The organism is Anabaenopsis elenkinii CCIBt3563, from assembly GCF_015245355.1.
GTDB lineage: Bacteria > Cyanobacteriota > Cyanobacteriia > Cyanobacteriales > Nostocaceae > Anabaenopsis > Anabaenopsis elenkinii.
The window spans coordinates 2,030,457-2,056,912 of record NZ_CP063311.1 but is presented as its reverse complement, the minus strand read 5'-3'; the positions used below and the strand labels follow the sequence as shown (position 1 = coordinate 2,056,912).

Annotated in this window: 19 protein-coding genes and 3 pseudogenes; 17 read left to right on the top strand and 5 right to left on the bottom strand. The window is 39.8% G+C overall.

Features of this window, described 5'->3' with window-relative positions:
* Window positions 1-238: 238 nt before the first annotated feature.
* The 5 genes and pseudogenes from IM676_RS09080 to IM676_RS19790 all read left to right on the top strand — a co-directional run.
* A complete protein-coding gene (locus IM676_RS09080) occupies window positions 239-952 on the top strand; it encodes an NnrU family protein (RefSeq protein WP_200989879.1) in 714 nt (237 codons plus the stop codon).
* A 371-nt stretch (window positions 953-1,323) separates the two neighbouring features.
* A complete protein-coding gene (locus IM676_RS09075; protein ID WP_200989878.1) occupies window positions 1,324-1,710 on the top strand; it encodes a thioredoxin family protein in 387 nt (128 codons plus the stop codon).
* 201 nt (window positions 1,711-1,911) lie between these two features.
* Window positions 1,912-3,993, top strand: a complete 2,082-nt coding sequence (locus IM676_RS09070; protein WP_200989877.1) for an NAD(P)H-quinone oxidoreductase subunit 5 — start codon at window positions 1,912-1,914, stop codon at window positions 3,991-3,993.
* Window positions 3,994-4,500: 507 nt separating this feature from the next.
* A complete protein-coding gene (ndhD1, locus tag IM676_RS09065) occupies window positions 4,501-6,075 on the top strand; it encodes a photosynthetic/respiratory NAD(P)H-quinone oxidoreductase subunit D1 (protein ID WP_200989876.1) in 1,575 nt (524 codons plus the stop codon).
* A gap of 189 nt (window positions 6,076-6,264) precedes the next feature.
* Window positions 6,265-6,869 (top strand): annotated as a pseudogene (locus IM676_RS19790) (IS630 transposase-related protein); the annotation flags it as partial.
* A 39-nt stretch (window positions 6,870-6,908) separates the two neighbouring features.
* Here the strand turns inward: IM676_RS19790 and IM676_RS09050 are convergent.
* The gene (locus IM676_RS09050; protein WP_200990024.1) at window positions 6,909-7,934 is read right to left on the bottom strand and encodes an IS701 family transposase; all 1,026 of its coding nucleotides are present in this window, start codon (window positions 7,932-7,934) and stop codon (window positions 6,909-6,911) included.
* A gap of 63 nt (window positions 7,935-7,997) precedes the next feature.
* Between IM676_RS09050 and IM676_RS09045 the strand changes: the two are divergent.
* Window positions 7,998-8,285: pseudogene (locus IM676_RS09045) on the top strand (transposase); the annotation flags it as partial.
* Here IM676_RS09045 and IM676_RS09040 read toward each other — a convergent pair.
* Window positions 8,282-8,542 (bottom strand): hypothetical protein, encoded by a 261-nt coding sequence (locus IM676_RS09040; RefSeq protein ID WP_200989873.1) that lies wholly within the window; start codon window positions 8,540-8,542, stop codon window positions 8,282-8,284. The pseudogene IM676_RS09045 and the gene IM676_RS09040 sit on opposite strands and share 4 nt — an antisense overlap.
* Before the next feature lie 458 nt (window positions 8,543-9,000).
* Here IM676_RS09040 and IM676_RS09035 point away from each other — a divergent pair, with 458 nt between their 5' ends.
* A complete protein-coding gene (locus tag IM676_RS09035; protein ID WP_200989872.1) occupies window positions 9,001-11,046 on the top strand; it encodes an elongation factor G in 2,046 nt (681 codons plus the stop codon).
* 62 nt (window positions 11,047-11,108) lie between these two features.
* Here the strand turns inward: IM676_RS09035 and radC are convergent, their stop codons facing one another.
* The gene (gene radC, locus IM676_RS09030) at window positions 11,109-11,840 is read right to left on the bottom strand and encodes a RadC family protein (protein ID WP_200989871.1); all 732 of its coding nucleotides are present in this window, start codon (window positions 11,838-11,840) and stop codon (window positions 11,109-11,111) included.
* A 306-nt stretch (window positions 11,841-12,146) separates the two neighbouring features.
* Between radC and IM676_RS09025 the strand changes: the two are divergent.
* A pseudogene (locus IM676_RS09025) lies at window positions 12,147-12,251 on the top strand (transposase); the annotation flags it as partial.
* On the opposite strand, the gene IM676_RS09020 reads toward IM676_RS09025, so the two are convergent.
* Window positions 12,248-12,568, bottom strand: a complete 321-nt coding sequence (locus IM676_RS09020) for a transposase (RefSeq protein WP_404799833.1) — start codon at window positions 12,566-12,568, stop codon at window positions 12,248-12,250. The pseudogene IM676_RS09025 and the gene IM676_RS09020 overlap by 4 nt on opposite strands.
* A gap of 242 nt (window positions 12,569-12,810) precedes the next feature.
* Between IM676_RS09020 and IM676_RS09015 the strand changes: the two genes are divergently transcribed.
* The 3 genes from IM676_RS09015 to IM676_RS09005 all read left to right on the top strand — a co-directional run bounded on the left by IM676_RS09015 (window position 12,811) and on the right by IM676_RS09005 (window position 20,076).
* Window positions 12,811-17,205 (top strand): AAA domain-containing protein, encoded by a 4,395-nt coding sequence (locus IM676_RS09015; protein WP_200989870.1) that lies wholly within the window; start codon window positions 12,811-12,813, stop codon window positions 17,203-17,205.
* A complete protein-coding gene (locus IM676_RS09010) occupies window positions 17,195-18,979 on the top strand; it encodes a phospholipase D-like domain-containing protein (protein WP_200989869.1) in 1,785 nt (594 codons plus the stop codon). Before IM676_RS09015 ends, IM676_RS09010 begins: the two co-directional genes overlap by 11 nt.
* A gap of 686 nt (window positions 18,980-19,665) precedes the next feature.
* Window positions 19,666-20,076: a hypothetical protein gene (locus tag IM676_RS09005; protein WP_200989868.1), complete on the top strand. Its 411-nt coding sequence runs from the start codon at window positions 19,666-19,668 to the stop codon at window positions 20,074-20,076.
* 10 nt (window positions 20,077-20,086) lie between these two features.
* On the opposite strand, the gene thrC is transcribed toward IM676_RS09005, so the two are convergent.
* On the bottom strand, window positions 20,087-21,178 hold the full coding sequence (gene thrC / locus IM676_RS09000; protein ID WP_200989867.1) for a threonine synthase: 1,092 nt from the start codon (window positions 21,176-21,178) through the stop codon (window positions 20,087-20,089).
* A gap of 375 nt (window positions 21,179-21,553) precedes the next feature.
* On the opposite strand from thrC, the gene IM676_RS08995 reads away from it, so the two are divergent.
* The 6 genes from IM676_RS08995 to IM676_RS08970 all read left to right on the top strand — a co-directional run bounded on the left by IM676_RS08995 (window position 21,554) and on the right by IM676_RS08970 (window position 26,456).
* A complete protein-coding gene (locus IM676_RS08995; RefSeq protein WP_200989866.1) occupies window positions 21,554-21,745 on the top strand; it encodes a hypothetical protein in 192 nt (63 codons plus the stop codon).
* A gap of 476 nt (window positions 21,746-22,221) precedes the next feature.
* Entirely contained in the window at window positions 22,222-23,145 is a 924-nt protein-coding gene (locus IM676_RS08990; RefSeq protein ID WP_200989865.1) for an energy-coupling factor ABC transporter permease, read from the top strand.
* Window positions 23,138-23,803, top strand: a complete 666-nt coding sequence (locus IM676_RS08985; protein ID WP_200989864.1) for an energy-coupling factor transporter transmembrane component T family protein — start codon at window positions 23,138-23,140, stop codon at window positions 23,801-23,803. Before IM676_RS08990 ends, IM676_RS08985 begins: the two co-directional genes overlap by 8 nt.
* A complete protein-coding gene (locus IM676_RS08980; protein ID WP_200989863.1) occupies window positions 23,800-24,564 on the top strand; it encodes an energy-coupling factor ABC transporter ATP-binding protein in 765 nt (254 codons plus the stop codon). The genes IM676_RS08985 and IM676_RS08980 overlap by 4 nt, the downstream gene beginning before the upstream one ends.
* 34 nt (window positions 24,565-24,598) lie before the next feature.
* Entirely contained in the window at window positions 24,599-25,051 is a 453-nt protein-coding gene (locus IM676_RS08975) for a hypothetical protein (RefSeq protein WP_225880480.1), read from the top strand.
* Window positions 25,052-25,289: 238 nt separating this feature from the next.
* On the top strand, window positions 25,290-26,456 hold the full coding sequence (locus IM676_RS08970; protein WP_200989862.1) for a baeRF3 domain-containing protein: 1,167 nt from the start codon (window positions 25,290-25,292) through the stop codon (window positions 26,454-26,456).

Sequence of the window (26,456 nt, the reverse complement as noted above, 5' to 3'; positions counted from 1 at the left end):
CGTAGTTTTTCTCCCCATAAGGGGCGGTATATGTACCAAAGATAAATAATTGGTGACAATTGACTAGTGAATCAAGTTTTTGAGCTTGTCACCCTCGCTTGTTTTGTTACATCTTCAAGAAGGCTTGACTCGAAAAACACAGTACCACAACACCCTGAGTAAAGTCTCCTGTGGAAAATTTTGTGGTATTGGTTGTACTGAGTTAACTTTTTGTTAAATTACTTCACCTATGTATACAATGCTGAACTCTTGGCTTACTCCCAGTCATTTTGTGATGTTGGGATTACAAATAAGTTTCGCGATCGCTCACAGTGGGGGAGCAGCTGTGCGTCCTTGGGCAGAAAAACACATCGGACCGAGGCTTTATCGCATTTGTTTTGCATTAGTTAGTTTACCCTTAGCTGTAATCTTAATTATTTACTTTTTCAATCATCGGTATGATGGTTTGCAGCTGTGGCTAGTACAGGCAGTACCAGGGGTGAGGCTAGGAGTTTGGGTATTATCAGCAATTTCCTTTTTCTTTTTGTATCCTGCTACCTTCAATTTACTAGAAATCGCCGCCATTCAAAAGCCCCAAGTTCACCTTTACGAGACAGGAATTATTCGTATTACCCGCCATCCCCAGATGGTGGGGCAAATTATCTGGTGTTTAGCCCATACCCTCTGGCTAGGAACTAGCTTTACCGTGGTTACTTCCCTGGGCTTAATATTGCATCACTTATTTGGTGTTTGGCATGGCGATCGCCGGCTAGCAGCACGCTATGGAGAAGCCTTTGAAATCGTCAAACAACGGACATCCATTATTCCTTTCCAAGCAATTCTGGATGGTCGTCAATCTATCAAATGGCAGGAATTTATCCGCCCTGCCTACTTAGGAGTAGCAATTTTTATAGGTTTGCTGTCTTGGGCTCACCCCCTGTTACTGGTAGCAACCAGCAAAATACAATGGTAGTTTGAGACTCTCTCAAATATCAAAATAAAATACCAGTCAATAGCAATTTCTGCTGATCAACTGCTGCCAAATCAATGTAGTATGAACTTTAATAGCTTTCAGAGGGAGATCGCTCCGTCAGTTTGATATTTTCTCTGGGTGTTAGACGAGTTAAATGCCTGTGCGAGGGAAATAATAACACAGCAGTCAAAACTCCTGTACCGCACAGGAAAGATTGGCAGTGGACAGGTGAAAATATCCACAGTATACCTGTCCCGACTGGTGGTAAAAGTGTATGTTTTTCCTAAAGCAACTCGAGGAAATGACTGGCTGGGAAATTCTTGCTCCTGATAGCTAGTTTAATATCAAAACCTTATAATTTAAGAGGCGCCATGGTGTTGTCGGTTAGTGAGCGGACATTTACACAAGAAGTTTTACAATCTCCCATTCCTGTTTTAGTAAATTTTGAAGCACCGTGGTGCAGCTTGTGTCGCCTGATTCACCCTCTGTTGTTGCAATTTAATGCTCAATGTGGCGAGCAAATCAAGTTAGTAGCGGTTAACGCTGATAATAATTTTAAACTTGCTAATACTTATAGACTCAGGACACTACCAACTTTACTGTTAGTGGAAAATGGCATAATTAGGCAACGTCTAGAAGGTTTCAGCAGTAAAGAAGATTTACGCCTGGCTTTAGAAGAAATTAAACTTACTTATAACAACCGTTCTAGAACATACAATGCTGTTACCACAGCAGACATGGAATGTCGCTCGGCATAAATAAGGTTTTCAGGATTAGTTACTGGTGAGATATAACGCCATTAACCAGTTTTTATTCCTTGGTAGTCATTTGATCAAATATAAAACCATGCTTAATTACCCTGCCCAATCAGCTTCCGGTGGGGTATTTTATCCTCAAGGGTGTGTGTCACAATTATTAACAGTTACCCCAAATTAGAATTCTAAAAGTAAGCATCAGTGATGGAAGTAATCTATGAATATGCCTGGCTGATTCCAGTATTTCCGCTTTTAGGCGCAATGCTGGTTGGTTTAGGGTTAATTTCTTTAAATCAAGTGACAAACCGCCTGCGGCAAATTAACGCTGTAGTCATCATCTCCCTGATGGGAGCAGCAATGACGTTCTCCCTGGCCTTGCTGTGGAGCCAAATTCAAGGACACGCGCCTTACCTGCGTACCCTAGAATGGGCAGCAGCTGGGAATTTTCACTTGAGTATGGGCTACACTATCGACCACCTAACAGCCCTAATGCTGGTGATTGTCACCACCGTAGCTTTATTAGTCATGGTGTACACCGATGGCTATATGGCTCACGACCCTGGATACGTCAGGTTTTACGCCTATCTCAGCCTGTTCGGTTCCTCGATGTTGGGTCTAGTAGTTAGTCCCAACCTGGTGCAGATTTATATATTCTGGGAACTAGTGGGGATGTGTTCTTACCTGCTGGTGGGCTTTTGGTACGACCGTAAAGCGGCAGCAGATGCTTGTCAAAAGGCATTTGTGACCAACCGCGTGGGAGACTTCGGCTTATTACTGGGTATCCTCGGACTATTCTGGGCTACGGGAAGCTTTGATTTTGGCGTGATGGGCGATCGCCTAGCGCAACTGGTAGAAACTGGTTCTGTGAGCAACTTTCTCGCCATCCTGTTGGCGATTTTAGTCTTCTTAGGGCCAGTGGCCAAATCCGCCCAATTCCCCCTCCATGTCTGGCTCCCAGATGCCATGGAAGGACCTACCCCCATTTCTGCCCTCATCCACGCCGCCACCATGGTAGCAGCCGGTGTGTTCCTGATTGCCCGGATGTATCCGGTATTTGAACACGTTCCAGCCGCCATGAATGTCATTGCCTTTACCGGGGCATTTACGGCATTTTTGGGTGCCAGCATTGCCATCACTCAAAATGACATCAAAAAGGGTCTAGCTTATTCGACCATCTCCCAATTAGGCTACATGGTGATGGCTATGGGATTAGGCTCATACAGTGCGGGCTTGTTCCACCTCATGACCCACGCCTACTTTAAGGCGATGTTATTCCTAGGTTCTGGTTCGGTGATTCACGGTATGGAAGGGGTTGTCGGTCATGACCCCGCCTTAGCCCAGGATATGCGCTTGATGGGAGGGATGCGAAAGTATATGCCCATCACCGGGATTACTTTCTTGATTGGTTGCTTGGCAATTTCAGGGGTTCCACCTTTTGCTGGTTTCTGGTCAAAAGATGAAATTCTCGGTAACGCCTTTGAAGCTAGTCCAGTTCTGTGGTTAATTGGCTGGTTAACTGCCGGTATTACCGCTTTTTATATGTTTAGAATGTACTTCATGACATTTGAAGGCAAATTCCGGGGTAATGATCAGAAAATCAAGGATAAGCTCAAAAAAGCTGCCACCCCCATCCTCCAGGAATTGGATTCGGCTGCACTAGCGCCTAATTTTGGACCAGGGGCGATGAAACAAGGAGAATTAGCAGCCCATGACTCCCACGGACATCACAGCAGTACTCCCCATGAATCACCGTGGACGATGACTTTACCTCTGGCTGTTTTAGCTATACCTTCGATTCTGATAGGTCTGGTGGGAACACCCTACGCTAACTACTTTGAGGAGTTTATTTTTCCCCCTAGCGAAACCATTACGGAGGTTCTAGAAAAAGCCGCTGAGTTTAATCCGACGGAGTTTTACATCATGGCGGGTGCTTCTGTGGGTATTTCTTTAATCGGCATTACCTTGGCTTCCCTAATGTATTTGTGGGGTAAAATCGACCCGGCGGCGATCGCTTCTCAAATCAAATCTCTTTATGAGCTATCCCTGAATAAGTGGTACTTTGATGACATTTACCATCGTGTCTTTGTTCTGGGCTTGCGTCGTCTAGCTCGACAAGTGATGGAAGTTGACTTCCGCGTTGTTGATGGTGCTGTTAATCTTACCGGCTTTTTCACCCTCGTTAGTGGTGAAGGTCTGAAGTACCTGGAAAATGGTCGCGCTCAATTCTATGCCTTGATTATCTTTGGGGCGGTTTTGGGTTTAGTGATTTTCTTTGGTATCACCTAGTTGTTACAGGGGTGGACTGCTGTCCGCCCCTACATGATTTTTTTGCCAGCACCTGGCGCAGGCGGATATGCATTATTAAATATAGCTGAATCAACATGATTAATCTATTAACTTTGAATGGTCAGATAGCGAAGATCACGAAATGATGCTAGTATACTATTTTACACAAGGTGTACGTGGTAAACATTACTAAACTTACAAATATTTGACTAACAGCTCAATAATCATCTGAAAATCCGTAATTTTCATATTTTCAGGAAATTTGCCATTTAATGTACAACAGATACCTTACTGGCTCATTTTGAGGTAACTGGGGGGCATTTTACCTGTAATATACAGACATCCTCAGATGGCTGCTTTATAGATGTGGTTTAGGTCATCTGGGAGGGTGGGGGATTGTCAATTTGATTAAATCAACCTAACAATGAAGGGAAAACTGCCAAAAAGCTGTTAGTTAATAGCTAGTGACTTTTTGCCCAATATGATTCTGTTTGCAGATTAATTGCGATGAATACAGTTAATTTTCCGTGGCTGACGACGATTATTTTGTTCCCAATAGCCGCGTCGCTACTGATTCCTATCATCCCAGATAAAGACGGCAAAACAGTGCGCTGGTATTCCCTGGTTGTGGGGTTAATAGATTTTGCACTAATTGTTTACGCTTTTTATACTGGTTATGACTTCTCTGTCGGCGACTTGCAAATGGTGGAGAGTTACCCCTGGTTACCTCAACTGGATTTGAATTGGTCAGTAGGGGCAGATGGCTTGTCTATGCCTCTGATTATTTTGACTGGGTTTATTACTACGTTGGCAATTTTAGCAGCTTGGCCTGTGACGCTCAAGCCCAGGCTCTTTTATTTCTTGATTCTGGCGATGTATGGCGGCCAAATCGCTGTGTTCGCTGTTCAAGATATGCTGTTATTTTTCTTGGTGTGGGAACTGGAACTTGTACCTATCTACTTTCTCCTGTCCATTTGGGGAGGTAAAAAGCGACAATATGCAGCGACTAAGTTTATTTTATACACCGCCGGTGGATCGTTGTTTATTTTGCTGTCTGCCCTGACAATGGGATTTTACGGCGATACCGTCACTTTTGATATGCGATCGCTTGCCCTAAAGGATTTCGCTCTCAATTTCCAGCTTTTACTTTATGCTGGGTTTCTCATTGCCTACGCTGTCAAGTTGCCAATTATTCCCTTGCATACTTGGCTACCAGATGCCCACGGTGAAGCTACAGCACCGGTACATATGTTATTAGCAGGTATTCTGCTAAAAATGGGCGGTTATGCCTTAATTCGCATGAATGCCCAAATGCTTCCCGATGCTCACGCTTATTTTGCCCCAGTGTTGGTGGTTTTGGGGGTGGTTAACATCATCTACGCCGCTCTAACATCTTTCGCCCAGCGGAACCTGAAGCGGAAAATTGCCTATTCTTCAATTTCTCATATGGGGTTCGTCCTCATTGGTATTGCTTCCTTTACCGATTTGGGACTGAGTGGGGCGGTTTTACAAATGGTTTCCCACGGGTTAATTGGGGCGAGTTTGTTCTTCCTTGTGGGCGCAACTTATGACCGCACACACACCCTGATGTTAGATGAAATGGGTGGTGTCGGTAAGAGGATGAAGAAGATTTTTGCTATGTTTACCACTTGTTCCATGGCTTCTTTAGCATTACCAGGAATGAGCGGTTTCGTGGCTGAATTAATGGTGTTTGTGGGTTTCGCCACCAGTGATGCTTATAGCTCCACTTTTAAAGTCATCGTGGTGTTCTTGATGGCTGTGGGTGTAATTTTAACTCCCATTTATTTGCTTTCCATGTTGCGGGAGATTTTCTACGGTCAAGAAAACGAAGAATTAGTTTCTCACCAAGCTTTGATAGATGCGGAACCCCGTGAGGTGTTTATCATTGCTTGTTTGTTGGTGCCAATTATTGGTATTGGGTTTTATCCCAAGTTATTAACTCAGATGTATGATGCCACAACTGTAGAGTTAACGGCAAGATTACGTCATTCTGTACCGACATTAGCACAGGAAAAAGAAGCATCACAGCTTTCTTTGCGCGCGCCAGAAATTGCTCTTTAAGTACCGATTGATAGTTTAATTTTATAGTTCTTTGAGGGCGGGTAGAGTACCCGCTTTTTTTTGCTCAGATGCTAATTAGTAGGAAATTATTTTTTTATTCGCAATTTTATTATAGCAACCGCCAAGGTAATTTAAGCATAAACTATAAGTAGTCCCTTTTCATGTGAAGCGATCGCTTGCTACAGGTATATGCCCAAGCCGTACAGTTACGACCTTCGTCAAAAAGTAATCCAAGCGATTGAACTCGATGGCTTGAAGAAAACTCAAGCCAGTCAAATGTTTAATATTAGTCGCAACACCATCACCCTATGGTTGAAGCGAAAAACCGAAACGGGGGACTTCCAAGCCTTGCCTAATCAGCGTCCTGGGAATGGTCACAAAATTACCGATTGGGAAAAATTTCGTGAGTTTGCTTCCGTACATGGCGATAAAACCCAAGTAGAGATGGCCTCACTTTGGCCTGAAGAAATTAGCGATCGCACAATCTCAAGAGCTTTGAAAAAAATTGGTTTTACGCGAAAAAAAAGACTTATGGCTACCGTGAGCGCGATGAGGTCAAACGACAGGCTTTCGTAACGCAGTTGTCTGAGTTACCTGTGGAGAAGATTGTATACCTCGATGAGTCAGGAATGGACAACCGAGACCAGTATGATTACGGTTGGAACTCAAAAGGACAGCGCTTCCATGCACTTAAATCAGGTCGTCGTGAAGGTCGGGTGAACATAATTGCCGCGCTGTGTAACCATAAGCTGATAGCTCCTTTCACTGTTGAGGGTGCGTGTAATCGAATAGTATAGGACTTACGCATTGACAAAAAATATGATCTATGATATCTAGATCATGCGATCGCTATTAAGATTAGCAAAAATATGCTCACGTACAACTAAAGTAAACAGATTCCGTTGTATTTCATACCAATTGCTAATTATTTTTTCAGAGCGCATAAACTCCAACTTAACAAAAGCTTGAAGTGAACAAAAGATGTGAGTCTTAATTGCATGAGTATCCCTAACCATGAACCGACAAATTCCACATACTTGTTTTATGGCTCGATGAAAGGTTTCAATTCCCCAATGAGTATCATGAATTGTCATAAATTCATTTCTAGTTATATCCTCGATTCTTTCCTCATCTGGAAGATACAAAATATAGTGTCTAGAGTCTTCTTTTTTAAAGTCTTTCCTCAACAACTTTATAAATCCAAATTCTTTCAGATGAGTCCTTAATCCTTCTTCGGGAATAGCCAGAGTGCTTACTTGACAATACTTGTGTGGCTCATTTGAAACAGTTCTATTTTTTTCAATTCCGAAGAGAAAACCCAATTTCTGGTTTTTTAGGAATTTCAAATTTTCTACTCCTGAATACCAACTATCACCTGTTACAATTCTGGGTTTGACTCCCCAGCTTATTATTTCACTTACCATTTCTCTAAAATAATCGTTTTTTGTTTTTCCCTCCTTTTTATCATATATTCTGTAATTTATTGGCACTGAATTACCATGAATATCACTGTAATATAGAGTGATTAAATTTAAGCCAATAATTGTTTTATGGGCTTTACCTGACCAAAAATAACCGATTAATTCAGCATTTTTGGGGTCGCTGTAAATCTTTTCTATCACTGTATCATCTACACTTAGTATTCCTCCTACCAAGTTAATAACTTTTTCTATAATGTTGAATAAATCTTTCGGTTCATATCGCTCTCTCAATAAAAAGCGATTCACACTATCATGTGAAACGTCTCCTAATATCTCTGCTAACCTACTGCACCCCCCAAACTTTGGCTCTGACAGTAAAAATAAGGTGTATAGGTCTAGATTGCATTGCGCTGTGGATGGTTTCGTGATTTTTCTAATTGTCTGATACCTAGCAAGTAGACGACCTATATTTATCAATTCACTATTTTGTTATTCTGTCAATGCGTAACTCCTATAGTATTTGAGACTTGGCTTGAAGCTTGTTTGCTTCCCACACTCAAACCAGGACAGGTTGTGGTGATGGATAATGCCACATTTCATAAAGGTGGGCGCATTCAACAACTGATTCAGTACGCAGGGTGTGAAGTGCTGTACCTACCACCTTATTCTCCAGACCTGAATCAGATTGAAAAATGTTGGTCTTGGTTAAAAAGTCGAATCCGCAAAAAACTTGAGCGGTTTGATTCTTTACGAGATGCCATTGAGGATGTCTTGCTTTTTGCGTCCTAACCTCCTTGGCGGTTGCTATACATCTTGCCATGCTGCATCACTTGTTGCAAATGGTGGCGCACTTCTTGGGCTTGTTCTATTTCTGACTGCCGCAATTTTTGAAATAATTCTACACAGGGCTGAGAGTTCATTTCCTGTGCATCTTTGATATAGCAATCATAGGCCTTTACTGCTTCAGCTTTATTATGCAGCACGGTGAGGAAGTCATACTCTAGGTTGCTAATTGGTTGTTGAGATTGACCGTTACCTGTAGTCATATATTTATTCTCCTTGAGGTGACTATTTGATTTTTACTCATGCTCAAGGAGTGATTCATCTCTCCAGAAGGGTAGAAAAAGATACGCCTAAAAGAAGTTCACACCCTAAATAAATGTTATAAAAAGGTTTGGCAGTGCTAAATACTTTACAAATCTTTAATCTTATATAGCAACCGCCAAGGTGGTTAGGACATAAACAGAAGATAAAACCATTGAACTTGAAGCGTTTCAAGGCTTCCCCCTGCCCCCTGCCCCCTGCCCCCTGCTATAAATTAAACTTATTTTTAAGTTAGGATAATTTACGGTACATCTTACGATAAAATACAATTTTTTGCAATTGTGGTTAAAGGCAGGATAATGACAAGTTAAGGAAAGAATTATTTTTCTGGCAGAAAAGTATTTGATATTCCTGAACAAGAATCATGCGGGTAAGATTGACTTACCGCAAGAGAGGTTTTATGAACGAAAAAGTAAAATCGGGTTCGCGGAACGTTGCAATTGTTGGCCCTTACTTAAGTGGAAAAACCACATTACTAGAAAGCTTATTATTTGTTAGTGGGGCAATTTCGCGGCCAGGTAATGTTAAGGATGGTAACACTGTGGGGGATAGTGCGCCAGAATCTCGCGATCGCCATATGAGTGTAGAAGTAACCGCCGCTAGTACAGAGTTTAAAGACACTCGTTTTACCTTTATTGACTGTCCCGGTTCGATAGAATTTGCCCAAGAAACCTACAATGCTTTAATAGGAGTTGACGCAGCAATTGTAGTTTGTGAACCCGTCGCCGAACGCGTCCTGACCTTAGCGCCCTTATTTAAATTCCTGGATGATTGGGAAATTCCCCATCTAGTGTTTGTGAATAAAATGGATCGGGCAAATATTCACGTTTTAGAAACATTACACGCCCTCAAAGCAGTTTCTAGTCGTCCTCTGGTAGCGCACCAATACCCCATCATGCAAGGGGAACAACTCACCGGATTTATTGACATGGTGAGTGAACAAGCATATCAATATCACCCCGGCGCACCTGCTGATTTGATTCCTTTTCCGGAAAATTTAAAAGCAGAAGAACAAATGGCCCGAGCTGAAATGCTCGAAACTTTAGCAAATTTTGACGACCACCTACTAGAAGAACTTTTAGAAGACATTGAACCACCCCAAGAAGAAATTCTCCAAGACTTAAAACTAGAATTAGGGGCGGATTTAGTAGTTCCCGTGTTCTTTGGTGTAGCAGAAAAAGATTATGGTGTCAGACCTCTGTTAGAAGCACTGCAACGAGAAGCACCAGAACCAGAAACCACAGCAGAACGTCGTTTAAAAAATGTCAAAGGTAACCAAACTTTAGCCCAGATATTAAAAACCTACTATACGCCCCAAGGTGGGAAACTTTCCCTCGTGCGTGTGTGGCGAGGTGAATTAACTGAAGGTATTGTCCTAAATGGTGTACGGAGTGGGGGAATTTACCGCCTCATGGGACAACAACAGCATTTAGTTAATCACGTTGGCGCTGGTGAAATTGTGGCTTTGAGCCGTTTAGAGGGTATCAACACAGGAGAGACAATTTCTACACAAACCCCTGTGAAGGAATTACCCCAAGCAGAACAGTTAAAGCCAGTCTATGCTTTGGCAATTACACCCGAAAGACGTAATGATGAAGTCAAACTCAGCAGTTCTCTGACCAAGTTGTTAGAAGAAGATCCTTCCTTGGCTTGGGAGCAACACGGGGACACTCACGAGGTCATTCTCTGGGGTCAAGGTGAAATTCATTTACAAGTCGCCCTGGACAGATTGCGCCGTAAGTACCACTTACCGATGACAACTCATCAGCCGCAAGTACCATATAAAGAAACCATCAGTAAAACTGTGGCTGCGGTTCATGGACGCTACAAGCATCAAAGTGGTGGTCATGGCCAATTTGGTGATGTTTTTCTCGATATTAAACCCCTACCACGGGGAGAAGGTTTTAACTTCGATGAAACTATTGTTGGTGGTGTGGTTCCTAAACAGTATATCCCCGGTGTAGAAATGGGAGTGCGGGAGTTTTTGACACATGGTCCTTTGGGTTTTCCCATGGTAGATGTGGCTGTCACCCTAACTAGTGGTTCTTATCACAGCGTTGATAGTTCTGAACAAGCTTTTAAGCAGGCTGCAAGATTGGCAATGCAAACGGGGGTATCCCTGGCTCAACCGACCCTTCTAGAACCGATTCTCAGGGTGCGGGTGACAACGCCGAGTGAATTTACCTCTAAGGTGCTGCAATTATTGAGTGGTAGAAGAGGGCAGATTTTAGGATATGAGGGCAAAGATGATTGGCAAAACTGGGATCATGTATCTGCTTACTTGCCCCAAGCAGAGATGCAAGACTTTATTATAGAGCTGCGATCGCTCACTTTGGGCGTTGGTTTTTTCCATTGGGAATACGACCATCTCCAGGAAGTACCAGAAAAACTCGCTGAACGTGTGCTACTAAGGAATGATAATAGTAGCAACCGCAACGGTAAATAACAGCTTTAACGTTCTTGATCAGACAATCCAGGAGTGGCAATAACCGTCACTCCAATTTCTTCTTAATCACCTTGGGGGTATTCATTCCATAAACTAGTAATCTCACGTAAACTTTGGTGACCACCTTTACCTAAAATTAAGTGATCTAATAATGGAATTCCTAAAAGCTGGGCCCCTACTAATAATTGACGAGTTAATTCTATGTCTTCTGGGCTAGGTTCCAGATTACCTGATGGATGATTATGAGCAATAATCGCTCGCGTTGCACCTTGACGAATGACTTCTCGAAAAATTTCCCGCGGGGATGCTAAGGTTTCCGTAGCAGTACCAATAGTAATTACTTGGGTTCCCAATAACCGATTTTTCACATCTAACAGCAAGACTGCAAAACGTTCTTGTGTTTCCCACATCAAATCCTGACTGAGTGCAGCCGCAGCTACAACGGGGTTATCAATGGGTGTACTGTCTGAGGGACGAAACTGAAAGGTACGTTTACCCAATTCAATTGCCGCTAAGATAGTGGTGGCTTTGGCTGGCCCAATACCAGGAATTTGCATCAGTTCTGCTGGGTTAATCTCTCGCAGGACTGCTAGGGGGTCCCGTTGGTGTTTACTGAGTTCTTGGAGTATATATTGTCCTAAGCCCACCGCGGAAAGTTTTCCCGGTCCTTGACCAGTACCTAAAAGAATTGCAATTAACTCAGCTGTAGCCAAAGTTTTGGCACCGTGGCTAATTAAACGCTCCCGTGGACGCTCATTAGTGGGAATATCAGCAATTCTGAGACAATAAGTCATAGAAGAACTAAGGGGAGAATCACTTAGATAAAACTATTCTTATTTATCCCTTTTTTGGTTCATAAATTCTAACTAGGTAAAAAACTTTAACAGAAAATCTTCGCCAAATAACTAAAATACCCCATAAAGCAATGTGGGGGCTACCTGTCCCAGAAAAAATGGGTGTAGCCCCCACTGACCCTGACCATAAGACGAGACCTGAGCCAATGGCTTTAGACATGGGGATAATCGATAGCGACTTCAGTCGCAGTGGAGCGAGTCCCTGGCTTTAGCCACAGTGAATATTAATTTTTATTAAAGCTTCACATTAGACAAGAGTTTCCTTGGCTAAAATCTCGACTACCAAAGCTTTGGACAAACAGTTATTTCGTGTCTACTGTTGGTGCTGCACCTATATCAGTCATTAATCAGTCATTAAGCAGTATAGCAATTGGATTCTTGTGTCGTTCCTGTTCTATCCGCACCCACTCCCTGAGACTGTCATGGATTAACAGCCAAGTCCCATCTTGGCGCCAATTACGGAAATATGTGTACACTGTCTGCCAGGGTGAAAAGTCTCCCGGTAGCCCTCGCCATCTCACTCCTTCTACCAAAATATAGAAAATCCCATTCAGGACTGACCACATATCAACTTCACCCTTGCGTCCACTTGGTTTGGCCTCTGGAACTAGGTCACTAATCAATTCATATTGATCACAGGTCAGGTTGCTAGAGTAAACTTTACTCATGTCGCCCTCTCGGTGCTGTTTATTATCTATTCACAGCTTATACCCAGAGAGCTTTTTTACAATCTGCCCGACTTTTCAAACATCGTCTAAAACGGAGCTTGGGGTAACTGGAAGTTTGTGTTTCTTGAAAGATGCCCTATTTGTGTCAACATCATACCCGCAAAATCCTAGTGCTTAACTATTTGATTGACAGAAAAAGTTATATAGAATACAATGTTAAATTGCATACCTGGTGACTGCAAATGGAAGAGTGGCGTTATAAGTTCATAAATACCAAAACTGCTAGCAGATTCCTGACAGATATAGAAGGTAATGTTAGATCAGAAACCGGCATTTATCAACGTGCTAACAGTTTACTAGAAACTATTGCCGGACAAACTGCACAGCTATTTTACGTCAAACGTTTGAAAGCGGGAAAAGAACCTAAAGAAGAAATCTGGGAATTAATATTAGCAGATACACCAGAGTCTCCCCTACCACCAATACTAAAGTTAAAAAACAAAACCCTAAGCTTACGGTTTATAGTCAAGGATCGTGGTGAATATACATTAAGTATTACATCAATCCGGTTATTACCAGTTCTGGAGTACCAACCCAACTTTACATTTCCCTGTTACATCAAACTTGTTAACTCTCAGTATTCTAGGGGAATACCTTTTGCAACTTGGCAAAAAATTACCACCAATTTACCACTCCCTGCTATACCCACAGAAGAACAGTTACAAGCATGGGAAGCATTTTTAGAAATTGAAGAACGTATTGCTATATCAAAGCAATTTTTTGTGCCATTTGTCAGACACAATTATGGTACTGCATCAAGAAATATCAGTTTTGAAATTGTAGCAGATCAAGCGAGTGTTGATAGTTCACAAGAAAATAGAATAACTGTTCAGGAATTTTGGCAAAGAGCAGTTAATTCTGTCAGTAACAGAATATATTTAGTGACAGAAAATGAAGCGGAAGAATTAGAAGAATTGAACCTAGAAGCCAAAAACAAAAGAAATCAAATATATACAGAAGGTAGAGAACTAGGAATTATTGAAACCATTAATCAACAACAATGTCTAATTCGTATCCATTTAGAATCAGAAATATTGCATTTACTAGATAATAATGAATATCAACTACCTAATACAGGATATTTATCTTTTCAGGCATTTGGTGATAGAGTACAAATAAACAGAAAGCGCGAAGCCATAAATAAAGTAAAAAAGGGAGAAGCAGAAAATCCGGATTTAGGACAATTTTTATTTAACGTTGCAGAAGCTAAAACACCAGCAAAAATAATTAATTTAAAATCGGAAGATTTATTACTAAAAACAGCAAATCCAAGTCAGATATCCGCAGTAGAAACAGTTCTATCTGCACCTGAATTTGCATTAATTCAAGGACCACCAGGAACAGGTAAAACCACTGTAATTGCCGAAATTTGTTATCAAGTTGCTTTGAGAGGAGGACGGACTTTAGTTGCTTCTCAAGCTAATTTAGCTGTAGATAATGCTCTGAGTAGATTAATACATAACCCGGTTATTCGTGCAGTCAGAAAGGGTAATCAAAACTCCGTTAACCAGGAAGATGCAGGTTTTTTAGAAGCGAATGTTGTCAATACATGGTTAACAAATACTGCTAACAGTTGTGAACAAAAGTTATTGCAGAAACAGAGAAAAGTAAATATTTTACAGAAGATTAGCAGAAATGAAACCCTGTTTACTAGATATGTGCAGTTTGAAGCAGAATTTACAGATAAAACTCAACAACTGCAATTAAGAAAAGATTCTCTAGAGCAACACTATAGACGATTACAAGAAAATTATACATTAGACAAGGAAAATCAACAAGAATTGCAGATTGCACTAGATAAATTATCTGTTTTAAAACAACCTGATATTAATTGGTTTGATTTTGGAATTAATCAAATTCTCATCGAGTTAAAGGATCACTACATTAAACATCAAGAGATAGATAAATTACAAAAAAATATTCGTTTTTTGACTGAACATCTGCAAATTGTACCACCACAAAGAGAATTGCTTGCACAAGCTGGTTGGTTAGAAAAAAATGCGCCTCTTGCTTTGCAACAAGTAAAAACAACACTAAGTTTATCACGTCAACTTGCTGAATTGATGGGTAATATTGATGAGCAACAGCAAAGATTACAAGCCCATAAAAATAGTTTAGCTAATGCAGAAAACAGCCATCAAAACAACATCAAAAATAAAAATCAGATATCAGCAGAAATTGATCAATTAAATAATCGTCAACTGAAAATTAGTTTAGCTTTAAATGAGTTACAAAAATGGTTCTCAGTCACTGGATATGAGTTACAAGAATTGGTTACGAGCAATATAGAAAACTCTTGTTTATTAAGTGAGGATTTTATAAAATTACCTCCTTATTTATTAGCTATTACATATAATGCAAATTGTTCTTATCCTTGGATATCTTTTATTGAAGATTTTAGAACAAAAATAAATTATAAAATTCAGGAAGATATCTTTATATCTTCCACCAAAGAAAAATTACAAAAATTATATAAATTATTAAATAGTATTAATTTAACTTTAAAAATTCAAACTTTTGATGATAGTAATTATCTCTATTCACTATATAGATTTGAAACTCCCGAAATCTTAGATGATTTGTATGAACTCACTGTATTTTGCCAAAAAATATTAACTAATCACAATAATTGGTGGATCAAAATAAAAACGTTCTCAGAATCAATAATAAAAATTATTACAACCAATTGGCGTGATAGATATTTTAACTACTATAAAATAGTAGCTCTATTCGATACTAAATATATTTTAAAAGCTGTGGGAAGCCAAGCATTAATAATTGGAAAAACTATATCCCAGCCAAATTACCTTAATATTAATGATAGTATTATTATTTTCATTCAAGAAATGAAAACCAGTATTTCTGAATGGTTAGATTTGAAAAAGCAAGAAACACAACAAGAAATCAACTGCAAGCAGGCAAAATTTTATGAACTGCAGCAGTCATTGATCCAACAACAAGAAAATATCTCATTAAAACAACAACAATTACAAATCTTTCGCTCTGAGTTAGAACAAAATAATAATCTATTTTCTGCTAGATGGCAGCAAGTTATTAATTTATCACATTTACCTAGAGAAATTAATAACTTTACACATCAAAATCCAACTCAACCATTTGCAGTTATACAACATACTAAAGAGTTTATAAAAGTTATCAATAACTGTGAAACAATATACTCAAAAATAGGAGATGTAATTCCTTCTTTATCTCCTCTAACCATAGTGAATGATATAGAGAAAGAATTACAATCAAAGTTACATCAAACTCAACAAAGAATAGCAGATACAAGTCAAATTATTGAACAGTGTCAAAATAGTATTGTCAGTATCAATACCACTATTGAAGGATATAACCAGCAACTACAACCACATAGAAACTGGTGGAAACAAGAATGGATAAATATTCCTGAAACGATTAAACCGCAAATAAATAATCCAGACATATTTAACCTAGAATTTTTGCGAATCATGCAGAATCAGTTTCAAACCTGGAAAAAGGAAAATGAGGAATATCAAACTTATTTGACCAAATATGAAACCTTGATTTCTGATTATGTAGTTCGACTTCGCAATCATTCGCCACAAGACAGAAAAGAATTACAAAATCTTTACTTGGATAATGCTAATGTTATTGGTATTACCTGTGGTCAATCTGCAAGTAAACGTTTTTTAGACTGGAAATCTTTTGATGTTGTGATTATTGACGAAGTAAGTAAATGCACACCTCCAGAGATATTAATTCCTGCATTAAAGGCTAAAAAATTAGTACTGGTGGGAGATCATCGTCAGTTACCACCAATGTTAAATAATGAAACTTTAGAAGAATTAGCAGTAGCACTAAATACAACAGAGGAAGAATTAGGTTATTTAAGAGAATCGCTGTTTAAACAACAATTTGAAGCAGCACCAGATAATATTAAAATCATGCTGAATATTCAGTATCGAATGCACCCACAGATTATGAGTGTAATTAATCAATTTTATGATTATCAACTCCAATGTGGTTTAGTAAATCCTGATCAACAACGCGCTCATTATGTTGCAGGAGAAGAAATACAAGATCAACATCATATAATTTGGTGGAAAACTCCCACAACTTCACAATACAGAGAAACAAGAGAGGGTACATCTTTTTATAATCAAGGGGAAGTAAATCATATTTTAGAAATATGTAAACAAATAAATGCTGCTTGGTTGCCAAAAATGCAATCAGGAACAGGGAAAAAAGAAGTAGGAATTATCACATTTTATGGTCGTCAATTAAAATTAATAGAAAATCATATTCACCCGCGTCATTATCCAGCATTGAATATTAGAACTGGTACTGTTGACCGTTTTCAAGGAATGGAAAGACAAATTATTATTGTTAGTCTAGTGAGAAACAATGCAAATAATGATATTGGATTTGCTAAAAAACCAGAACGGATTAATGTAGCTTTTTCTCGCGCTCAGGAACTTTTAATAATTGTGGGTTGTGAGTCATTATTTACCAGTGTGTCGGGTAAATCTGGTACTATCTACGCTAATGTATCCAATGCCATCAAATTCCATGAGGGGTTGTTAGATGTTTTTTGAATCTAGACCTATTGATCCAGAACTACAGGAAATAGTTAATGATCTGGAAAATAAAAATTCAGCCTTATCGGTTTTAGCTGCTCGTAAACTGTATTGTCCACTCACTCAAAATACTCTGGAAATAACTATTACTAAACCACGTAAGTTTAACATTCTCGAAGAATTTATATTGCGTGCTAGTATTCATTTGAAGGATTCACCGACGGAAAATGAACTGGCAGAAATTTTTGATTTAGATATTGTATTTGTAAAAAACATTTGTCAAAATTTACGCAATTTACAAGTTTTAAAACCAACCTCAGATATTCAAGTAACTCCCCAAGGATTAAATTTATATTTACAAGGTTGTGTAGCAGATAAAATTACCACTCAAGAAGTATATTTTATCAATGATTTATTATCAAATCAGATTATTTTAAAAAACTCTCCTTTAATCTCTGAAAATTTGGATGATTTGTACTTAGAAAATATTCATTCTTTTGTCAAATTTGAACCAAATTTAATAGATATATCTAAATTCGACATTGAAGATTTTCGCCAATTGTTGCAAACTCACTATTTGGCTTTACATAATCCTGAAAGTGGTAGAATTGTGACAAATTTTAAGTTATTAAAATCAGAAATTATTAAACAAACGATTAATATCTTAGTTGTTTTTGACACTGTTACCCGAGTAATTACACTACAAGGGATTTTAGATGGAAAGCAATTAAATATAAATCATCTTTTGGAAAATAAAAAAATAGATTTACATAAGTTTTGCAGATTAGATGATGATGAACTGCAAACAATGTGTGAACTTATTTCACAGCATCATAACGCAGAAGTTGAGGAGATAATAAATATAATTAAACTCAGAAATCAACAAGAGAAAACCAACTCAATTACTGGTACAGTTCAACAAATACGCGGTGCAAAAATTACAGAGGAATTTGAAAAATTATTAGAACAAGCAAAGCAAGAAATTATTATTTATTCTCCTTGGATTAGTAAAAATGTTGTTAATGATGAGTTTATCAACAAACTTAGGAAGATAGTTAATAAAGGTGTTTGGGTTTTGATAGGTTATGGTATTTCTCAAACAGAAGGTGGTGAAGAAAGAAAAATAGATATACAGTTAGTCAATAAATTAAAACAAGTTATGACTAGAGAGAAATTACCAGGAGTACAAATTTTATGGTTAGGTGCTTCTCATGCTAAAGAGGTAATAGTTGATCGCCAAATTCATCTTAATGTTTCTAATAATATATTGTCCTATCAAGCTGATTTAAAAATATGGGATGAAGCAGGATATAAAGTGACAATTCCTGAACAAGTGCAAGCAGCTTATGATTTTTATGCTAATCGGTTTCAAAAGCGGACTGATGAATTATGGTTAGAAGGAATGCAAAGTAATAATTATGAATTAAAATATCAATGTTTGTGTATTTTAGGTGCTTTAGGTATGGAAGAAAAAGCATTGAAAATGTTACAAAATCATCAAGTTTTAGAACTCATTCCTGTATGGTTAGCTATAGTAGCACAAGGACTAAGGACTGATAAAATCAAAGTAAATTCTCCTATTTTTCCTCTGGCACTTTCTTTACTTAATCAAGTTAATGATAAAAACACTTATATTCAACAACTGCGTCTGCCATGGCGGGGTATAATGAAGGAAATATCTCATAAAAATCCCCAAATAGTATCAAAACTGGTTACATCGGAAGTTTGGGAACAATTTCAGCGATTACAGATAGTAGATACTGAAGAATCACTGGAAAATTTTATGTTGTAATGCCACCATCGAAACCGTAGACTTCCCTTTTTTCCGTTGTTTTCACAGACTAAGAATCTGCAATTGCAACGGTGGAGTATTCATCCTTACCTAATTCCGTTCGTAGTTGTTAGCAAACTTTGTCGTGCATTTATTACCAAGGGAAGATTGCTTTTTCAGCCTCCTCATAAGTTGCTTCTACCCAAAATGAATCAATTGATTCAGCCCCCCATTGATAATTACGATAATTGCATTGTGGCTAGTAAGCTCGAATAATCATTTTATCTTCCTATATTCAAATTTTTATCACAACAGATTCTAGTTTTGACAAGATCATCCCAAGGAATCTGTCCTTATTTTGTCTTCGGGGTCAAATGATCAGCCATGCTGAAAGTTACGATAAGGACTTGATGACCTGCTGGTAACATCCTGATTGACAATAAAATTGTACCATTTGAACCCCTCTCGTTTTTGTAGCCTGAAATCCTTATGGCTACGTTGTAAAATCCTGTATCAAATAACGCATCAATCAAAGTCCGTTCAGTTACCCAAGATAGGTATAAAAGGCTGGTAGGTGAAATTTATGTAAGCGATCGCTCAATACCATTACGGGAGCAACGCGAAAATGTGACATCGGATTTTATATCTCAATTACGGGGTGGAATGAGCAACCGTACAGAAAGTTACCGCGATTCTAGAATTTCTGTGTGATGGGAAAAATAAACAATCAAAAATTTGTTCAGATACCATCAGCTAAGTTAAAAAACCGCATTGAAAAATTGTGTAAACAATACAAAATTCAGTTTGTAGAAACGGAAGAATCATATACCTCAAAGGCATCATTTTTAGATGGTGATATGCTACCTACATTTGGTGACAAACCGAAAGGGTGGCAATCATCAGGAAAACCTGTTAATCGTGGGCTGTTTAGAACAGCTAAAAATATTTTATTAAATGCCGATGCCAACGGCGCGGCTAATATTTCAGCCAAAGTAGCGATAAAGGTAGGTTTAGGCCTAAGCGGAATCAGTAGGGTGTCTTTGATAGCACCATTGAAAGTTCGTTTGTGGACTTTTCAAGAATCCCCACGGCTAGAAGCCGGGGGGAGTATCAAGTGATACCAAGTAATTAAAATCCCATTGCTTGGGCTACTGCCCCTACTTCAGCATCAATGCCTTGTTTAAATTGGCTGTGACTGTGTTTAATAGCTGTATCTGGGTCTTTTAAACCATTCCCGGTGAGGACACAAACCACTGTCGCCCCTGTGGGAACTTGGTCTTTAACCTGCAACAAACCGGCTACAGATGCAGCGCTGGCGGGTTCACAGAAAATTCCTTCTGATGATGCCAAAAGTCTATAAGCATCGAGAATTTCCTCATCGGTAACGGCTTTGAAACTACCTTGACTAGCAGATTGGGCAGCCATGGCTTTATCCCAACTAGCAGGGTTACCAATACGTATAGCTGTAGCGATGGTTTCAGGATGGGTTACAGGATGCCCGTTAACTAGAGGGGCTGCCCCTGCAGCTTGGAATCCCATCATCCGGGGTAAGCGATCGCATTTTCCGCCTTGGTGATATTGACAAAAACCCATCCAATATGCTGTGATATTTCCCGCATTACCCACTGGGATACACAACCAGTCTGGGGCATTACCCAAAGCATCTACCACCTCAAATGCTCCAGTTTTTTGTCCTTCCAAACGGTAGGGATTCACAGAATTAACTAAAGTAATGGGATAGCTTTCGGACATTTCCCGCACAATTTCCAGGGCGCGGTCAAAATTGCCTTTAATTGCTAAAACTTCCGCACCATACAATAAAGCCTGTGCTAACTTACCCAAGGCTACATAGCCATCGGGTATCAACACAAAAGGCTTCATCCCGCCACGTTTAGCATAAGCCGCCGCCGCCGCTGAGGTGTTCCCTGTACTAGCACAAATTACTGCCTTAGCCCCAGCTTCCTTAGCCTTGGTGATTGCCATGGTCATCCCCCGATCTTTGAAGCTACCAGTGGGGTTAAGACCATCGTATTTGACAAATACTTTTACCTGTCTGCCAATGCGTTCGGCGATCGCCGGTACTGGAATCAAGGGAGTATTACCCTCTAGTAAGGTAACAACCGGCGTTTTCTCGCTTACAGGTAAATATTCGCGATAGGCTTCTATCAGTCCGGGCCAAGGTTGGCGAGTAGATTTAACAACAGACAAACTCACAGTCACAGGTTTTAAAAGTTTTTAACTAAGGATTGGGGATGGGTGAGCCCTCCATTGGCAAGGGAAAAACTTAATTTCTCCTTTTGAGGTGCTATTTTCTAGATTTTTCATTCTATAAGAATATTATCCACATTGAGTGCCAAGGTCTCACTGATGATTTTTATTTTATGTGAAATCCTCCTTTGTGATCACACTACTCTCCCTTCCCAGCCATCAATTCTGTGTAGAACTTAGGGGATACCATTACCTTGACTTATAAATACACTAGCCAAGTATGAGTTTATATGATTAAATATATACAAGTGTTTAACTAATCTTAACTTAACGTTATTATAATGTTTATATAGATGGTGTGAGTCAATTTAGGAAATTTATTTAACAATGCCTACTTGTTCATCTAGTGTTTCCGAACCTCCCTCCCAGACGCTCTGGGTTAGCGATGTCACCAAGTCTTATTATCAAGAAGACCAACACACGAAACTACAACACCTCCAGGCAGAAGTCGATTCTTTGTTACAGCAATTACAAAACATTAGAGAAAAACGCTTAACCGAAAACAACTCAGAAGTTTAAGACTTTCGGGTCTGATGTCCTGTTTATACTGGTTACGACATTCACCACGTTAAATCTTAGAGCGTGGTGATGTTTTTTTTTGGCGTTTAGCTGGAAAACCAGCGAACTGACCAAAAGCTAAGTATCCCAGAAACACCCCTGGCGCGACTGAGATCACCAAGGTCAGCACTAACCAAAATTCATTGCAGATATCATATCCCAACATCTCACCCCCCCAAACCTACACACCTAGTTTTAGCGCCATAGCTTGCGTGGGGCAACCATAGCGCAATTAGAAATAAAATTTAACATTCCGATAAATAAGTATATTTTTAAACTAAAAAATTATGATCACAATTACCCAAATAACAGGTTAGAATCCCCTGAGAGGGCATTGTAAAAGCCATAAAAATTATGTTTTCTATTAATGTGATCCTGTAATTACATAAATAATTTGTGTAATTATACACATTAAATACATTGATACAGAGTAGATAATGCATATTCCTGATGGATTTATTTCAGTTCCGGTGGCTGGGGCTACTAGTTTAGTAAGTGCGGTAGCATTGGTGATTGCCTGTAAGCGATCGCAAGAAGACCTAGGGATGCGCAGCGCCCCTATACTGGGTCTAACCACAGCTTTTATTTTCGCCGCCCAGATGATCAATTTTCCCGTAGCTGGGGGTACAAGTGGTCACTTATTGGGGGGAACCCTAGCAGCCATAGTTTTAGGTAGTCCTTGGGCTGCAATGTTGTCTATGTCCACAGTTTTTATCATTCAAGCTGTACTATTTGCCGATGGTGGCATCACCGCCTTGGGAGCTAATATTTTAAATGCCGCAATTATTGGTGTTTGGGTCGGCTGGGTATTAACCGAAACCATACAAAAACTCCTGGGAGGCTCCAAGGGACGCTTACCCCTAGCAGCTGGTATTGCTGCGGGTATCAGTGTCGTAGTCGTAGCCATAGTTTGCGCCCTACAGTTAGCTATTTCCGGAACAGCACCCATTAACATAGTCTTACCAGCGATGACAGGTGTACATATTCTGATTGGGATTGGTGAAGGTCTGATTACAGGCGGTGTCTTGGTTTACCTAGCTAAAGCCAGACCAGACTTACTACCGGGGGAGCAGCAACAGTTTCAAGATTGGTTGGTTCCTGTGGTTACTATTTTCTTGATTGCTGGAGTCTTATCTTTGGTAGCGTCAGGGTGGCCTGATGGTTTGGAAAAAGTGGCTGAGGATTTAGACTTTATCGGTTTAGCCGACGAAGTGCGAGTACAAGTATCAACGCCTTTTGCTGACTACGAACATGAATCTTTAGGATTGATTGGTACTAGTATTGCCGGGCTTCTGGGAGCTATAGTCAGCTTTGGTGCGGCTTTTGGCATTGCTAAAGTGGTAAAACCCAAAAATGCTTAAAGTTGCTTTGCCTTTGCGTTTGCATTTGTCTTTAGTAATTGTCGTGGGGACAGCCTTACTACAGTATAATGCTTGGCTGTGCTTGGGGATATATGGGGCGATCGCTCTTGTTTGGGCGGTATTTTTGCGCGTACCCATTCCCCAACTAGCAGGAATACTCAGTATTGAATTAATTTTCCTCTCATTCATGGCCTTACCCATGGGGTGGGAACGAGCCAGTTTTTTATTGCTACGTTCCCTCGTCTGTCTGGTTACCATGAATAGTTTTTTATTAACCTTACCTCCCCATAGTTTTGCTATTGCCCTCAAAAGCCTACCCGTACCTGCACCAATCAGAACTAATTTATTATTAGCTGGGCAGTATCTAGAAATTTTACTCGATGAAGTCACACGGATGCAGCGTAGCGCTCAACTGCGGGGTTTAAATGGTAAGGCAGCATGGCTGCGCTATACTAATGCTGCAATGATTGGAGCCTTATATCTTAGGAGTTTAGACAGAGCAGAGCGAGTTTATGCTGCCATGGTCATTCGTGGTTACAATGGACAGTTACCTGTAGAGGCGATATTCAAACCAAAAGAGCGTTTTTTGGTTTTGTTAGCTTGTACCCTAGCATCTGGCTTGACCATAAGTTCTTACAATTTAGTGCGGGTATTTTGAAATCTTTGACATTTGATTCCCAACTTTCCACACATCACCCCCGCCCCACAGTCATTGAGGTGGAGAATCTGGTATATGCATACACTCACCAGAATCCAATCCTAGAAAATGTTTCCTTTAGTTTGAATGCAGGCGATCGCGTAGCTTTAATAGGTGCTACTGGTTCGGGTAAAAGCACATTATTAGAAAACCTGATCGGCTTAAAACAACCCCATGGGGGGAAAATCTTAATTAATGGTATTCCCTTAGAACCAAAAACTCTTCCCCAGCTAAGGCGTAATATCGGTTTTGGCTTTCAAGATGCCAATGACCAACTATTTATGCCCACTATCTTAGAGGATATTACCTTTGGACCACGTAATTACGGTATTCCCCCAGCCCTAGCTATTGACCGAGCTAGGGAATTATTAGCTAATTTTGGTTTAGAAGCCTACGCTCACCGTTCCTGTCACGAACTTTCGGGAGGACAAAGACGACTGGCTGCAATAGCTGCAATTTTAGCCCTAGAGCCACAAATTCTGATTTTAGATGAACCAACTAACGGACTTGATCCCGCATGGCGACGACACTTAGCACAAGTATTGTTAAACTTGCCAGTGCAGGTGATGTTAATTGCCTCCCATGAGTTACATTGGTTGGGGAAAGTGACTCAACGTGCTTTAGTGTTATCTGGTGGATGTATTCAAATAGATACTGAGATTCAAGGCTTGTTAAAAGACGGAGAAACTTTAAACCAGTTAGGCTTACCAGTGGATTGGTGAAAGTGGGGTATTTTGTGTGTGGTGTAAGTTGATTGTGATTGCTCCTGTTGCTGTGAGCATTACTCTACTGCTGAGTAGTTGTGAGGATAAAATTACCCAATGTCAGCGACTAATTCAGGTGGTGAATGTTGGGAGCTCTTTAATTGAGGCAAATAAAGGAGAGCAAGTAGTAACCAGTTTGCAACTCTCCAGGGATTTGCAAGTAATTACTAAGTCTTTACAACGACTAAATTTATCAGACCCGAACCTTAAAGAGTTTCAAAGTAGTTTTGCGGAGATATTTGATGACCTTGGTCAAGCGATCGCTAAAGCATCTGAGCTACTTGCTACAACTAAAAATGCCTCAGCATCACCAGCAAGTAGGGAACAAATCCAAAAAGCGAGAACAGAAATTGATCAATCTTTGACATTAGCCGCTGAAACTGTAGGTAAAAAATCAGATGGTTTAGCAGCAGAATTAAATAAGTACTGCGGACTGTTTAAGTAAATATACATATGACAATATGTCCTTTACATCCCTACAGTGCGGCGGTAATTTTACGGTTCGACTTAGCTCAACGACCATAGTCCGCTGGGAAAAAGTAGTAATCTTTCAAACTAACCGTTTATCTATCTCAAGAAAAGTCTGTATCACAGTTAAGTCAAAAGCAAGATGAAAATTAATCAAACTTGTTATGACATGAAATGAGCTTGATTAGTTTCTTTTGACTAGGAGTTCAACAACAGTGCCAATATTATCCCATGATGAACTCAAAATTTTAGTCGATAATTCCCAAAGTCCTTGTGTTTCTTTGTATATGCCTATGCAAAAGGCAGGGCCAGAAATTCGACAGAATCCCATTCGGTTTAAAAATTTAATCCGTGAAGCTGAGGAACGTTTATGTGCCATCGGTATTCGTCATACTGAAGCGATTGATTTCCTCCAGCCAGCAAGGGAACTTGATACAACGGATTTTTGGGAAAACCAGGAGAAAGGACTAGCAATTTTTATCTCTCCCCAGATGTTCCGCTATTATCGTCTACCAATGGAGTTTCAAGAATTGGTAGTTGTTGGCGACCGTTTCCATCTGAAGCCATTACTGCATTTAATCAACAATGATGGTAAGTTTTATCTTCTAGCTCTGAGTCAAAAAGATATTAGAGTATTTGAGGGAACTGGCTACAGTCTTGAGGAAGTGGAAGTACCAAATATGCCTGAGAGTATAGATGTAGCTCTCCTAGAGGAGAATATTCAAAGAGGGGTACAACATCGCATTGGTACGCCCACTAGGGGGGGAACCGCTAGTTCATTTCTACAGCCTGGCGATGTTCATGGACAGGGAAGTCCTGACCGGGATCAACATCAACAAAGTATCTTACAATTTTGTCACATTGTAGATCGGGCAGTACACGAGACAATCCGGGGGGACAATTATCCGTTATTATTGATGGGGGTTGAATATTTGTTTCCCATTTATCAACAGGCAAATACTTATCCTTACTTCCTCGCAGAAAGTATTACTGGTAACCCGGAACTTATGAAACCGGAAGAATTGCATCAACAGGCTTGGCCTATTGTTGAACCTCTGTTTCGGCAAAATCAGGAGTCAGTTGTGGCACTTTATCAACAACTAGCTGGTACTGGTACAACTTCTAGTGATATTAAAGAAGTTGTCTGTGCGACTTATTGCCAAAGGGTTGATTCTATACTAGTGCCGATGGATATGCAAATTTGGGGCAAATTTAATCCAGATACCATGACTGTAGATTTACACTCAGAACCAGAGCCAGATGATCAAGATATGTTAGATTTGGCAGCTATTCAGACATTGATAAATGGTGGTAAGGTATATACTCTTGACTCAGAACAAATGCCTAATGGTACAGCAGTAGCAGCTATTTTCCGTTATTGA